Raw genomic sequence first — 12,492 nt, forward strand, 5'->3', positions numbered from 1 at the left:
TTCATGCAGCACCACGCGCTTCGACGGCTCGCGCCCCCGCTTCGCCCGATGCGCCGCGCATCATTCCACCCGCACCACGAGCGGCCGCGCCTGGCCTTCCTCGGCCGGGGTGCCGTGCTCCAGCACGCGCCAGCCCGGGCTCCAGCGCACCACCCGCCCTTCGGCCACGGCGGCTTCGAGCAAGGTCTGCGCCTCTTCGGGCTTGCGCCAGTCGAGCGTGAGGTGGCGCAGGTCCCAGTCCCACCACGGGCAGGCCTGGATGCGTTCGATGAGCGCGTCGGAAAAGCGGCGGCGGATCATGCGCGCGGGCACACCGCCCATCACGGCGAACGGCGGCACGTCCTTGGTCACGACCGAGCCCGCCCCGATGATCGCGCCGTCGCCGATGGTCAGGCCGCTCTTCATGCTCACGCGCGAGCCGATCCACACGTCGTTGCCGATCACGGTCCGTTCGAGCTGCGGGTACTCGTGCGTGGACACGTGGCTGAACGGCGGCGGAAAGAACGGCTGGTGCGACACCGGGTGCGTCGTCAGCCAGTCCGACGGGTGCTGGGTCAACACGTTGAGGTTGTCGCCGACCGAGCAGTAGCGACCCATGCGGAACTGGTGCAGCTGCACCAGCGGCGCGACGTAGGAGTACGCCCCCATCGACACGCCGTGGGTATGCACGTTCACGAACAGCCGCACCGGCGGCTCGAAGCGAAACGGCAGCGCCACCATCGCGCCGGTGGCGAGGAACAGGCCGTATTCCTCCAGGGCGGTAGACAGCTCGGGATTGATTTGCAGCATGGTTCGTTCGTTCTTCCGTTCGATCGGCCTGCGGGCCTCGGTCAGGCTTCCGGCGCGATCGCCTCTGCGTATTCGTAGAGGGCGCCGAGGATCTCCTCGCCGCGCTCGTCGGCGTTCTCGGAGAGCGCATCGACCTCGCTGAACAGCATCTCGATGGTGCGCGCCCCGCCCTCGCCCTTGAAGAGCTTTGCCACGCGCAAGGCTTCCCAGCGCTCGTTCTCTTCTTCGCTCAGCAGCTCGGGCCAGTTGCGCGCGCGGTAGCGGAACAGGATCTCGTCGAGCCGGCCGTCGTCGAAGCCGGTGCGGTCCTTGGCCAGCTCCTCGGGCGACAGGCTGCGCAGCTGGTTCAGGCGGCGGCGGTCTGCGTTGCCGACGAAACCGCCGTAGAGGTCTTCGTCGACATCGGGTGTTTCTTCCTTCGGGCGGGCATAGACCTTCGACCAGATGGCGCTCATGTCGGGCAGGTCGCGCGCGATGGCGGCGTGGCGCATGGCTGCATCGAGGTCGACACCCCAGCGATCGGCCATGGGCGGCGCCAGCGTGCGCAGGTTGCCGACCACCATCGGCGACTTGTTCAGGTGGATGCCCTTCACGGGCAGGCGCACCACGCCCTCGGGCAGGTCGGCCGTGCGGGTGAACAGGCGCAGGCGAAGGGTGTCGGCGTCGATGTCGCGCAGCTCGCTCGGGTCGTGGGCCAGGTCCCAGGCCAGCAGTTCGTTCTTGTTGGTCGGATGGCTCGCCAGCGGCCACATCACGGCCAGGCAGCCGCGCTCGACCGGGAACATGCCCGAGACGTGCAGGAAGGGCTTGGCGGTCTCGCGCATGGCGGGCAGCCCCAGCTCGACGGCCACGCGGTCTTTCCTGTGCAGGCCGAAGGCGAAGTCGAACAGCTTGGGCTGCCTGTCGCGGATCAGCCGGGCCAGCGCGATGGTGGCGCGCACGTCGGAGAGCGCGTCGTGCGCCGACTCGTGCAGCAGGCCGTTGGCGCGCGCCAGGTCTTCGAGCTTGAAGCTGGGCTTGCCGTCTTCCTTCTTCGGCCATTCGATGCCGTCGGGGCGCAGCGCGTAGGTGAGGCGCACCACGTCGAGCAGGTCCCAGCGGCCGCAGTCGTTCTGCCATTCGCGCGCATAGGGGTCGATCAGGTTGCGCCAGAACAGGAATCGCGTGACCTCGTCGTCGAAACGGATGGTGTTGTAGCCGACGCCGATGGTGCCCGGCTGCGAGAAGGCGCGCTCGATGTGGCCGGCGAATTCATGCTCGGGAATGCCGCGCTCCAGGCACACCTGCGGCGTGATGCCGGTGATCAGGCAGGCCTCGGGGCTGGGCAGGTAGTCCGGCGCGGGCTTGCAGTAGATCATCAGCGGCTCGCCGACTTCGTTGAGCTCGGCATCGGTGCGGATGGCCGCGAACTGCGAGGGGCGGTCGCGGCGCGGCACCGCGCCGAAGGTTTCGTAGTCGTGCCAGAGAAAGGTGTGGTTCATTCAGAGCAAGGGTGAAAACAGGCGCGCAATCGCATCGCCGAGGCGGCGCCAGAAGCCCAGGCGCCGGTTGGCGCGCACCGCGCCGGAACTGTGCAGGTCGGTCTCGAACTGCGCCGCCAGCGGGCCGGCCAGTTCCGGACCATAGACCACGGCGCAGACCTCGAAGTTGAGCCGGAAGCTGCGGTTGTCGAAATTCGCGGTGCCGATCATCGCGCAATGGTCGTCGACCACCAAGGTCTTGGAATGCAGCATGCGGGCCTTGTACTCCCACACCTTCACGCCGGCGGCGATGAGCTCGTCGAAGTAGGAGCGCGCGGCGGCGCTCACGATGGCCGAGTCGCTGCGGCGCGGCACCAGCAGGCGCACGTCGACGCCGCGCAGCGCGGCGCTGGTGAGCGCCATGAGCGCGGGCTCGCCGGGCACGAAATACGGCGTGGTCAGCCAGGCCCGGTGCGTGGCCGAATGGATGGCTTCGACGTGCATGCGGTGGATGGCTTCGAGCGCGTTGTCGGGGCCGCTGGTGACGATCTGCACGGGAATGTTGCCGGCCTCGAGCTGCGGGAGCATCGCGTCCAGGGCGTCGTCCATGCCGCGCGGGTCTTCGCCGGTGGCGTAGGTCCAGTCCTCGAGGAAGGTGGTCTGCAGCCAGCGCACCGCGCTGCCCTCGATGCGCAGGTGCACGTCGTGGTAGGCGTCGGGGTTGGTGCGCTTGTCTTCCTCGTCGGTGATGTTCACGCCGCCCGTGAAGCCGACCCGGCCGTCGCACACCACGATCTTGCGGTGGGTGCGGTAGTTGGTCACCGGGCGCAGGCGGCGGCCGATCTTGGTGTCGTGGAACAGCGCCACCTTCACGCCGGCATCGTGCAGCGGCGCCATGAACTTGCGGCCGATGCGCTTGGAACCGAGCGCATCGATCAGCAGGCGCACCGTCACGCCCTGCCTTGCGCGCTCGACCAGCAGGTCGCGCAGCGCGGTGCCGATCCTGTCGGGCTCGAAGATGTAGTACTCGAGGTGGATGTGGTTCCGAGCGGCACGCACCGCCTCGAAGATCGCGTCGAAGGTGCGCGCGCCGCCCGAGAGCAGCTCGACGCCGCCCGCGCTCGACACCGGCAGGCCGCAGGTGGCCATGCCCAGCCTGGCCATCTGCTGGAGCGCGGGCGGCGCATTGTGTGCCGCGTCGCGCAGCCGGGCCACATCGGCCTGGGCGGAGGCGCCGGCACGGCTGCGCAGGCGCTTGAGCCGCTGCTTGCGCAGGCGCTGCGGCCCGAGGAAGTAATAGACGACGAAGCCCGCGAACGGCAGCAGCGCCAGCGACAGGATCCAGCTCATGGTGGACACCGGCGCGCGCTTCTGCATCACGATCCAGACCGACAGCACGGCGATGTAGCCGCTCCATGCGAGGGAGAGGCCGGTTTTCCATTCGGGACTGAGGACGGGGAGGATCAAGGCTTCAAACGGTGGATGGATGCACGCGCCCAAAGAAAAAGGCCGGCAGCGCGATGCTACCGGCCTTTGGAGGCTGTTCCGTGGCCTCATCGGCCACGGATTGCCTGCTGGGGTTGTCAGCCTGCGGCGGTTTCCTCGGCCTCGGGCTTGGACTTGCCTTCCTTCTTGGGAAGCGGCTGGATGTCGAGCAGCACTTCGTCCTTGTCGTCGAGGTCGACTTCGAGGCGGCCACCGTCGGTCAGGCGACCGAACAGCAGCTCGTCTGCCAGTGCACGACGGATCGTGTCCTGGATCAGGCGCTGCATCGGGCGGGCGCCCATCAGCGGATCGAAGCCCTTCTTCGCCAGGTGCTTGCGCAGCTTGTCGCTGAACGTGACTTCCACCTTCTTCTCGCTGAGCTGGGTTTCCAGTTGCAGCAGGAACTTGTCGACCACGCGCAGGATGATGTTCTCGTCCAGTGCCTTGAAGTTGACGATGGCGTCCAGCCGGTTGCGGAACTCGGGCGAGAACAGGCGCTTGATGTCGCCCATCTCGTCGCCCGCCTGGCGCGGGTTGGTGAAGCCGATGGTCGCCTTGTTCATGGTCTCGGCACCCGCGTTCGTCGTCATGATGATGATGACGTTGCGGAAGTCGGCCTTGCGCCCGTTGTTGTCCGTCAGCGTGCCGTGGTCCATGACCTGCAGCAGCACGTTGAAGATGTCCGGGTGCGCCTTCTCGATTTCGTCGAGCAGCAGCACAGCGTGCGGCTTCTTCGTGACGGCCTCGGTCAGCAGGCCACCCTGGTCGAAACCGACGTAGCCCGGAGGCGCACCGATCAGGCGGCTCACCGCATGGCGCTCCATGTACTCCGACATGTCGAAGCGGATCAGCTCGATGCCCATGATGTAGGCGAGCTGCTTTGCGGCTTCGGTCTTGCCGACGCCCGTGGGGCCGGAGAACAGGAACGAGCCGATCGGCTTGTCGCCCTTGCCCAGGCCCGAACGCGCCATCTTGACCGCCGAGGCGAGCACTTCGAGCGCCTTGTCCTGGCCGAACACCACGCTCTTGAGGTCGCGCTCGATGGTCTGCAGCTTGCTGCGGTCGTCGTTGCTGACGTTGGCCGGGGGAATGCGCGCGATCTTCGCCACGATTTCCTCGACCTCGGTCTTGCTGATGGTCTTCTTGCGCTTGCTCGGCGGCAGGATGCGCTGGGCGGCACCGGCTTCGTCGATGACGTCGATCGCCTTGTCGGGCAGGTGACGGTCATTGATGTACTTGGCGCTGAGCTCGGCCGCGGCCTGCAGGGCCGCCACCGCGTACTTCACGCCGTGGTGTTCCTCGAAGCGCGACTTCAGGCCCTTCAGGATGTCGACGGTTTCCTGCACCGACGGCTCGACCACGTCGACCTTCTGGAAGCGACGCGACAGCGCCGCGTCTTTTTCGAAGATGCCGCGGTATTCGGTGAAGGTGGTTGCGCCGATGCACTTGAGCTGTCCGCTGGAGAGCGCCGGCTTGAGCAGGTTCGACGCATCGAGCGTGCCGCCCGAAGCCGCGCCCGCACCGATCAGCGTGTGGATCTCGTCGATGAACAGGATGGCGTTCGGCTTGTCCTTGAGCGACTTGAGCACGCCCTTCAGGCGCTGTTCGAAGTCACCGCGGTACTTGGTGCCGGCCAGCAGCGCGCCCATGTCGAGCGAAAACACGTTCGACTCGGCCAGGATTTCCGGCACGTCGCCCTGCGTGATGCGCCATGCGAGCCCCTCGGCGATGGCGGTCTTGCCCACGCCGGCCTCGCCGACGAGCAGCGGGTTGTTCTTGCGCCGGCGGCACAGGATCTGGATGACGCGCTCGACCTCGTACTCGCGGCCGATCAGCGGGTCGATCTTGCCGTCCTTGGCGAGCTGGTTGAGGTTCTGGGTGAACTGCTCGAGCGGCGATGCCTTCTCGTTGCGTTCGCCGCCGCCCTCTTCGCCCTCGCTCGAAGGCGCTTCGCCCGCGCCCTTGACGGCTTCCGGCGGGTCGCTCTTCTTGATGCCGTGGGCGATGAAGTTGACCACGTCGAGGCGGGTCACGCCCTGCTGGTGGAGGTAGTAGACAGCGTGCGAGTCCTTCTCACCGAAGATCGCGACCAGCACGTTGGCGCCGGTGACTTCCTTCTTGCCGTTGCCGGTGGACTGCACATGCATGATGGCGCGCTGGATGACGCGCTGGAAACCCAGGGTCGGCTGGGTGTCGACATCGTCGGTACCCGCCACCTGTGGCGTGTTGTCCTTGATGAAGTTGGTGAGCGACGCCCGAAGGTCGTCGACGTTGGCCGAGCAGGCGCGCAGAACTTCCGCGGCGCTCGGGTTGTCCAGCAAAGCGAGCAGCAAATGCTCCACGGTGATGAACTCGTGGCGCTGCTGCCGGGCCTCGACGAAGGCCATGTGCAAGCTGACTTCCAGTTCCTGGGCAATCATGTGATTTCCTTTTGCCTTGCTGTAAATAAGTTCTCAGATGGGTTGGAGCTTGCGCAATTCAACAGGTTCACGCAACAGGTTCGCTGACACATTGCAGCGGATGCCCTGCTTGCTGAGCGGCCTCCATCACCTGATTGACCTTGGTAGCCGCCATGTCGCGGGAATAGACCCCACAGACACCGCGGCCATCGAGGTGGATCTTGAGCATGATCTGGGTCGCGGTTTCGCGGTCCTTGCTGAAGTATTCCTGCAGCACGACGATCACGAACTCCATTGGCGTGTAGTCGTCGTTCAGCATCACCACCTGGTACATCTGGGGCGGCGCTGTTTTCTGCGGCCGGCGCTCCAGGACGACCGAATCTCCGTCATCCCCGGCCGGTTTCTGGGCCGGCGGGGTGCTGGGAGTTTTGGGAATTCTCGTTGCCATGAAAAAGATTCTATAGAGCGTGCAAGCACCGTGCCGGCGCATGAAGACTTGGTGGCGCATATTCGACAAATCAAGGGGCTTGCGCCGTGTGCGACAGCCCGGCAGGCATAAAAAATGGCACGCTGCTCGTCTTTCCTGATGTTTCCTGTATATCGCAAAGAAAAAGCCCCTGGATTCCTTTCGAAGATCCAAGGGCCCGACTGCCGTGTGCGCGAGGCCACGGCCAGCGCTTCTTGCGCAATTACATGTTGTCGATCATGACCTGGCCGAAACCGGAGCAGCTCACCTGCGTGGCGCCGTCCATCAGTCGCGCGAAGTCGTAGGTGACCTTCTTGCTGGCGATCGACTTTTCCATCGAGCTGATGATCAGGTCGGCGGCTTCGGTCCAGCCCATGTGGCGCAGCATCATTTCGGCCGAGAGGATCTCGGAGCCGGGGTTGACGTAGTCCTTGCCCGCGTACTTGGGCGCCGTGCCATGCGTGGCCTCGAACATCGCGACGGTGTCGCTCAGGTTCGCGCCCGGGGCGATGCCGATACCGCCGACCTGCGCAGCCAGGGCGTCGGACACGTAGTCGCCGTTGAGGTTGAGCGTGGCAATCACGCTGTACTCCGCGGGGCGCAGAAGGATCTGCTGCAGGAACGCGTCGGCAATGCTGTCCTTGACGGTGATGTCCTTGCCTGTCTTCGGATTCTTGAACTTCATCCACGGGCCACCGTCGATCAGTTCAGCGCCGAACTCCTTGGCGGCGAGGTTGTAGGCCCAGTCACGGAAGCCACCCTCGGTGAACTTCATGATGTTGCCCTTGTGGACGATGGTCACGCTGGGCTTGTCGTTGTCGATGGCGTACTGCAACGCCTTGCGCACCAGGCGTTCGGTGCCTTCGATCGACACGGGCTTGACGCCGATGCCCGAGGTGTTCGGGAAACGGATCTTCTTGACGCCCATTTCGTCCTGCAGGAACTTGATGAGCTTCCTGGCCTTGTCGCTCTCGGCTTCGAACTCGATGCCCGCATAGATGTCTTCCGAGTTCTCGCGGAAGATCACCATGTTGGTCTTGTGCGGTTCGCGCACCGGGCTGGGCACGCCCTCGAAATAGCGGATGGGGCGCAGGCAGACATAGAGGTCGAGCTCCTGGCGCAGCGCGACGTTCAGCGAGCGGATGCCGCCGCCGACCGGCGTGGTGAGCGGGCCCTTGATGGAGATGACGTACTCGCGCACGGCCTGCAGCGTTTCTTCGGGCAGCCAGACGTCGGGGCCGTAGACCTTGGTCGACTTCTCGCCGGCGTAGACCTCCATCCAGTGGATCTTCTTCTTGCCGCCGTAGGCCTTGGCCACCGCGGCGTCCACTACCTTGAGCATCACCGGCGTGATGTCCAGTCCGGTCCCGTCGCCTTCGATGAAGGGGATGATCGGTTGGTCAGGCACATTGAGGGAGTTGTCAGCATTGACCGAGATCTTCTGGCCTTCGGTCGGGACTTTGATGTGCTGATAGCTGGACATGAGGGGGTTGGGCTCCGGGGGAGTGGCGTAATTTTGACGAGTGTCAGCGAATTCAGACAGCCGTGAGGAATCGCTTACAGGACGTGAACAAATCGCTGTACATTTTAGACGCAACCCATCAGCGAGGGTTTGTCAACCATCAGGCCAATGGCCTCGTTAGTGTCTGACCTTCTGCTCGCCGGGAGGCGTTTCCAATCAATTCTCGAATAGAGGAATCTCAATGAGCAAAATTCTCGCAGTCATGATCGCCGGCCTGTTTGCAGCTGGCGCTTACGCCCAAAACCCGGCTGGCACCACGCCCGAACAAGGGAACGCCACGAACAGCAAGTCGCAGCAACGTGCCGAAGCCAAGAAGGCTGCAAAGCCCGCCGGCCAAGTCAAGGCTGCTGCTGGCGACGAAGCCAAGACCCCCGAAGGCGGCGCCATCGGTGGCGACAAGGCTGCAGCTTCCGGCGAGAAGCGTGCTGAAACCCGCGACCAGCGTCGTCGCAACAAGGACGGCAGCGTCAAGCGCAAGTCGACCCAAGGCGGCACCCCGAAGTAATTCGGCAAGCCCACGAAAAAGGAGCGCTCTTCGGAGCGCTTTTTTTTCGCCCGCATCGGTCTCGTTGCTGTCAACCGCGCGGAACGGCCTTCGTTGAATGTCTACCTTCCGCAGGGAGGGCAATCCAGATCAACGAATTTCAAAGGATATCCTCATGAACAAGCTGCTCGCAGCCCTGGTCGCCGGTCTCTTCGCCGTCGGCGCTTTCGCTCAACAAGCCGAACCCACCACCGCTGCTCCCGCAGCCAAGGTCGCCAAGCATGCTTCCGCCAAGAAGCACGCAGCCAAGAAGCACAAGGTCCGCCACGTCGCCAAGGCCCACACGGCCGCTTCCAAGAAGGTGTAAGCTTTCAAGCTCACCGGCAATGCCCGCATCAGCGGGCATTTTCATTTGCATATCTGGTTGAGGCCGGACCTGCACGGTTCCCGCCCTGAAAGAGTCGTCCGATGTTCCAGCGTCTAGCCGCCCTGCTCCTCGTATCCGCGTCCTTCATGATGACGGCGCATGCCCAGCAGCAACCCCAGACCGATCTGCCGCGCACCCAGTTGTCGGTCGGCCTGTACAAGATCGATGCGCAGATTGCGCAGACCCCCCTGCAGCGCGAGATCGGCTTGATGTTCCGCAAGGAGATGCCGCAAGCCGAAGGCATGATCTTCGTGTTCGAGCAGCCTGCCACGCAGTGCTTCTGGATGCGCAACACGATCCTGCCGCTGACCGCCGCCTTCGTGGCCGACGACGGCCGCATCGTGAACCTGGTCGACATGCAGCCCATGACCGAGAACTCGCACTGCTCTCTGGAGCCGGTGCGCTACGTGCTCGAGATGAATCAAGGCTGGTTCGCCAAGAAGAACATCAAGAAGGGTGCGAAGCTCGGCGGAGAACTGTTCACAGCCAACAAGCGCTGAGTTCTTGCTGGCTTGAGCCCACAAAAAAGCCGACCCTCGGGTCGGCTTTTTTCATTCGAAGACCAGGGCTCAGCCGAAGTTCTTCTCTGCGAATTCCCAGTTGGCCAGCTTGGCCAGGAAGGTTTCGACGAACTTCGGGCGCAGGTTGCGGTAGTCGATGTAGTAGGCGTGTTCCCAGACGTCCACCGTCAGCAGCGCGGTGTCCGCGGTGGTCAGCGGCGTGCCGGCGGCGCCGGTGTTCACGATGTCCACCGAACCGTCGGCCTTCTTCACCAGCCAGGTCCAGCCCGAGCCGAAGTTGCCCACGGCCGACTTCACGAAGGCTTCCTTGAAGGCGTCGTAGCTGCCCCACTTGGCTTCGATGGCCTTGGCCAGCGCGCCGCCGGGAGCGCCGCCGCCTTGCGGCTTCATGCAGTTCCAGAAGAAGGTGTGGTTCCAGATCTGGGCCGCGTTGTTGTAGATGCCGCCGCTGGATTTCTTGACGATCTCCTCGAGCGTCATCGCTTCGAATTCGGTGCCCTTCTGCAGGTTGTTGAGGTTCACCACGTAGGCGTTGTGGTGCTTGCCGTAGTGGTACTCGAGGGTTTCCTTCGAATACTCGGGTGCCAGCGCGTCGAGTGCGTACGGCAGGGGTGGGAGCACATGTTCCATGGTTTTTTCTCGTGGGTTGGTTGTGGGAATCGTGGATTCTAGGAATTAATCATCGAGGTCGCGTCGGACGTGTTCCCGTGACACCGCCCGGAGAGACGGTCATGTCGACCTCTCCGTCGGCGAGCCTTGCGACGACCGCGTCGCCCGGTGCCAATTGCTTCGCGCTCACGACCGCGCGCCCCTCGGCATCCGTGAGCCAGGCGTAGCCGCGTTGCAGGACCAATGCCGGATCGAGCAGTCTCAGCCGCAGCGCCATGCGCTCCAGCCGGTCATGGCGTTGCGTCATCGCTCTTTCGAGCTTCTGGGGAAAGTCCGCGGCCAAGGCGCGCGGCGCATGCGCCAGGCGCTCGCGCCTCGATCGCATCGCGTATTGGAGGCGCTGTGCATGGTGCGCCAGCCGCAGTTGCTGGCGCGCCACGAGGTTCGACGGACGCCCGAGCCGCCCCGCCGCCTGGTCGAGCCGCTGTCCGAGCACATCCAGGCGACCGCCGAGGGAATCGTCGAGCCGCTCTTCGAGCAGGTCGAGTGCGCCCAGCCACAGGTCACGCGGCGCGCTGACGAGTTCAGCCGCCGCGGTCGGCGTGGGCGCGCGCAGGTCGGCACAGAAATCGGCGATGGTGAAGTCGGTCTCGTGTCCCACGCCGCTGACCACGGGCACCGGGCTCTGCACGATCGTGCGCGCCAGGGCCTCGTCGTTGAACGCCCACAGGTCTTCGATCGAGCCGCCCCCGCGCACCAGCAGGATCACGTCGACCGCCGGCTCGAGCGCGTAGAGCGAATGCAGCGCGCGAACGAGTTCACCCGGCGCGTTCGCTCCCTGCACGGCGGCGGGCGCCAGCACCACGGGAATGTGCGGTACGCGGCGCCGCAGCGCCGTCACGACGTCGTGCAGCGCCGCCGCGCCGAGCGACGTGACAACGCCCACCGAACGCGGCATGGCGGGCAAGGCACGCTTGCGCGCCGGGTCGAACAGTCCCTCGGCCTCCAGGCGCGCCTTGCGCTGCATGAACTGCTCGAACAGGGCACCCTGCCCCGCGCGCCGCAAGCTCTCCACGACGAGTTGCAGATCGCCACGCGGTTCGTACACCGCGAGCCGGCCGCGCACCTCGACCTGGTCGCCGTCGCGGGGCGAAAAATCGAGCAGGCCGGCGGCGCGACGAAACATCGCACAGCGCAGTTGGCCCGATTCGTCCTTGAGGGCGAAGTAACAATGTCCACTTGAGGCGCGGGAAAAACCTGAGATTTCGCCGCGCACCGTCACCGGGTTGAAACGCGCGTCGAGCGCGTCGGCAACCGCATGGCACAACGCGCCGACAGCCCAGACGCGCGGCCCTGGCGCGGAATTCATGTCACGCAAGCTCACGAAGTGCACGCTCGGCCAGATGCCACTCTTCCACAACGCGCGGCCCGCCCCCTAGCGCCAGCCCCCAATGCGGGACAGGTGCACGGTTTTCCGTGCAAGCCATTGATTTCATTGAAAAAAGTGCTGCTCAAAATTCAGTCGTTCTAGCGAAAAGCCCATTCCATGCGGGTTCGGACACGTTGCGCAGCAGGTTAGTCACAAAGTTATCCACAGAATCTGTGCGTCCTTGCCGACACCAAAACAAGGCGCGTGCCGATGGTGGGCTCAGTGGATAATCGCCGCGCATTTGCAGTCTACGGGCCGGAGGATTTTCTTGTTTTCCATCATAGTTGCCGCGGGTTGGCCGATCTGGCCCTTGCTCGCTTGTTCGGTCATTGCGCTCGCGCTGGTTATAGAACGTTTCACGAGTCTGAAGACCGTGAGGGTACTGCCGCCGAAGCTGCTCGACGAAACCATCACGGTTTCTCAGGGGGCCATTCCCGGCCCCGACGTGGTGACCAAGCTCGAACGCAACTCGATGCTCGGCCAGGTGCTCGCCGCCGGCCTGCGCGCGCTGAACGCCAACCCCCGCTGCACCGAAGACGACCTGCGCGCCGCCATGGAGGCCTCCGGCCGCACCGTGGCGCACAAGCTGGAGCGCTACCTGCCGGCACTGGCCACCATCGCTTCCGCCGCCCCGCTGCTGGGCCTGCTGGGCACGGTGATCGGCATGATCGAGATCTTCGGCTCGCAGTCGCCCGGCAGCGGAGCCGTCGGCTCGGGCAATCCGGCGCAACTGGCGCACGGCATCTCGATCGCGCTCTACAACACGGCGTTCGGACTGATCGTGGCGATTCCGACGCTCATTTTCTGGCGCTATTTCCGCAGCCGGGTCGACGAATACCTGCTGAACCTCGAGCTGTCGGGCGAGCGCTTCGCCCGCCATCTGAACGCCCTGCGCAAGTGA

General features: G+C 64.8%; 12 protein-coding genes. 4 read left to right on the plus strand and 8 right to left on the minus strand.

What is annotated here, in order from left to right; genetic code table 11:
- Positions 1 to 60: 60 nt before the first annotated feature.
- From C4F17_RS33790 to icd, 6 genes are all read right to left on the minus strand, one after another.
- Positions 61 to 789: a CatB-related O-acetyltransferase gene (locus tag C4F17_RS33790; protein ID WP_081270362.1), complete on the minus strand. Its 729-nt coding sequence runs from the start codon at positions 787 to 789 to the stop codon at positions 61 to 63.
- A 41-nt stretch (positions 790 to 830) separates the two neighbouring features.
- Entirely contained in the window at positions 831 to 2,270 is a 1,440-nt protein-coding gene (gene sbcB, locus C4F17_RS06350; RefSeq protein WP_106934670.1) for an exodeoxyribonuclease I, read from the minus strand.
- Positions 2,271 to 3,716, minus strand: a complete 1,446-nt coding sequence (gene cls / locus C4F17_RS06355; protein ID WP_106934671.1) for a cardiolipin synthase — start codon at positions 3,714 to 3,716, stop codon at positions 2,271 to 2,273.
- Positions 3,717 to 3,832: 116 nt separating this feature from the next.
- Positions 3,833 to 6,154, minus strand: a complete 2,322-nt coding sequence (gene clpA, locus C4F17_RS06360) for an ATP-dependent Clp protease ATP-binding subunit ClpA (RefSeq protein ID WP_106934672.1) — start codon at positions 6,152 to 6,154, stop codon at positions 3,833 to 3,835.
- Positions 6,155 to 6,221: 67 nt separating this feature from the next.
- Complete coding sequence (clpS, locus tag C4F17_RS06365) at positions 6,222 to 6,581, minus strand: ATP-dependent Clp protease adapter ClpS (RefSeq protein WP_042674481.1); 360 nt, start codon at positions 6,579 to 6,581, stop codon at positions 6,222 to 6,224.
- Positions 6,582 to 6,822: 241 nt separating this feature from the next.
- Positions 6,823 to 8,082, minus strand: coding sequence for an NADP-dependent isocitrate dehydrogenase (icd, locus tag C4F17_RS06370; protein ID WP_081270366.1), 1,260 nt, complete (start codon positions 8,080 to 8,082; stop codon positions 6,823 to 6,825).
- A gap of 220 nt (positions 8,083 to 8,302) precedes the next feature.
- Here icd and C4F17_RS06375 point away from each other — a divergent pair, with 220 nt between their 5' ends.
- The 3 genes from C4F17_RS06375 (at position 8,303) to C4F17_RS06385 (ending at position 9,532) form a co-directional block, all read left to right on the plus strand.
- Positions 8,303 to 8,626, plus strand: a complete 324-nt coding sequence (locus C4F17_RS06375) for a cell envelope biogenesis protein TolA (protein ID WP_081270367.1) — start codon at positions 8,303 to 8,305, stop codon at positions 8,624 to 8,626.
- A gap of 154 nt (positions 8,627 to 8,780) precedes the next feature.
- Complete coding sequence (locus C4F17_RS06380; protein ID WP_081270368.1) at positions 8,781 to 8,972, plus strand: hypothetical protein; 192 nt, start codon at positions 8,781 to 8,783, stop codon at positions 8,970 to 8,972.
- Positions 8,973 to 9,073: 101 nt separating this feature from the next.
- Positions 9,074 to 9,532, plus strand: a complete 459-nt coding sequence (locus tag C4F17_RS06385; protein ID WP_106934673.1) for a DUF192 domain-containing protein — start codon at positions 9,074 to 9,076, stop codon at positions 9,530 to 9,532.
- Between the two features lie 69 nt (positions 9,533 to 9,601).
- Here the strand turns inward: C4F17_RS06385 and C4F17_RS06390 are convergent, their stop codons facing one another.
- Entirely contained in the window at positions 9,602 to 10,183 is a 582-nt protein-coding gene (locus C4F17_RS06390; RefSeq protein ID WP_081270370.1) for a Fe-Mn family superoxide dismutase, read from the minus strand.
- 49 nt (positions 10,184 to 10,232) lie between these two features.
- Complete coding sequence (xseA, locus tag C4F17_RS06395; protein WP_442805197.1) at positions 10,233 to 11,546, minus strand: exodeoxyribonuclease VII large subunit; 1,314 nt, start codon at positions 11,544 to 11,546, stop codon at positions 10,233 to 10,235.
- Positions 11,547 to 11,859: 313 nt separating this feature from the next.
- On the opposite strand from xseA, the gene C4F17_RS06400 reads away from it, so the two are divergent.
- On the plus strand, positions 11,860 to 12,492 hold the full coding sequence (locus C4F17_RS06400; protein ID WP_081270371.1) for a MotA/TolQ/ExbB proton channel family protein: 633 nt from the start codon (positions 11,860 to 11,862) through the stop codon (positions 12,490 to 12,492).

Source organism: Variovorax sp. PMC12, from assembly GCF_003019815.1.
Taxonomy (GTDB): Bacteria; Pseudomonadota; Gammaproteobacteria; order Burkholderiales; family Burkholderiaceae_C; genus Variovorax.

Excerpts from the sequence above, each read along its gene's own strand:
- C4F17_RS33790 (WP_081270362.1), bottom strand. The coding sequence starts at position 789 with ATGCTGCAAATCAATCCCGAGCTGTCTACCGCCCTGGAGGAATACGGC.
- sbcB (WP_106934670.1), bottom strand. The coding sequence starts at position 2,270 with ATGAACCACACCTTTCTCTGGCACGACTACGAAACCTTCGGCGCGGTG.
- clpA (WP_106934672.1), bottom strand. The coding sequence starts at position 6,154 with ATGATTGCCCAGGAACTGGAAGTCAGCTTGCACATGGCCTTCGTCGAG.
- clpS (WP_042674481.1), bottom strand. The coding sequence starts at position 6,581 with ATGGCAACGAGAATTCCCAAAACTCCCAGCACCCCGCCGGCCCAGAAA.
- icd (WP_081270366.1), bottom strand. The coding sequence starts at position 8,082 with ATGTCCAGCTATCAGCACATCAAAGTCCCGACCGAAGGCCAGAAGATC.
- C4F17_RS06375 (WP_081270367.1), top strand. The coding sequence starts at position 8,303 with ATGAGCAAAATTCTCGCAGTCATGATCGCCGGCCTGTTTGCAGCTGGC.
- C4F17_RS06380 (WP_081270368.1), top strand. The coding sequence starts at position 8,781 with ATGAACAAGCTGCTCGCAGCCCTGGTCGCCGGTCTCTTCGCCGTCGGC.
- C4F17_RS06385 (WP_106934673.1), top strand. The coding sequence starts at position 9,074 with ATGTTCCAGCGTCTAGCCGCCCTGCTCCTCGTATCCGCGTCCTTCATG.
- C4F17_RS06390 (WP_081270370.1), bottom strand. The coding sequence starts at position 10,183 with ATGGAACATGTGCTCCCACCCCTGCCGTACGCACTCGACGCGCTGGCA.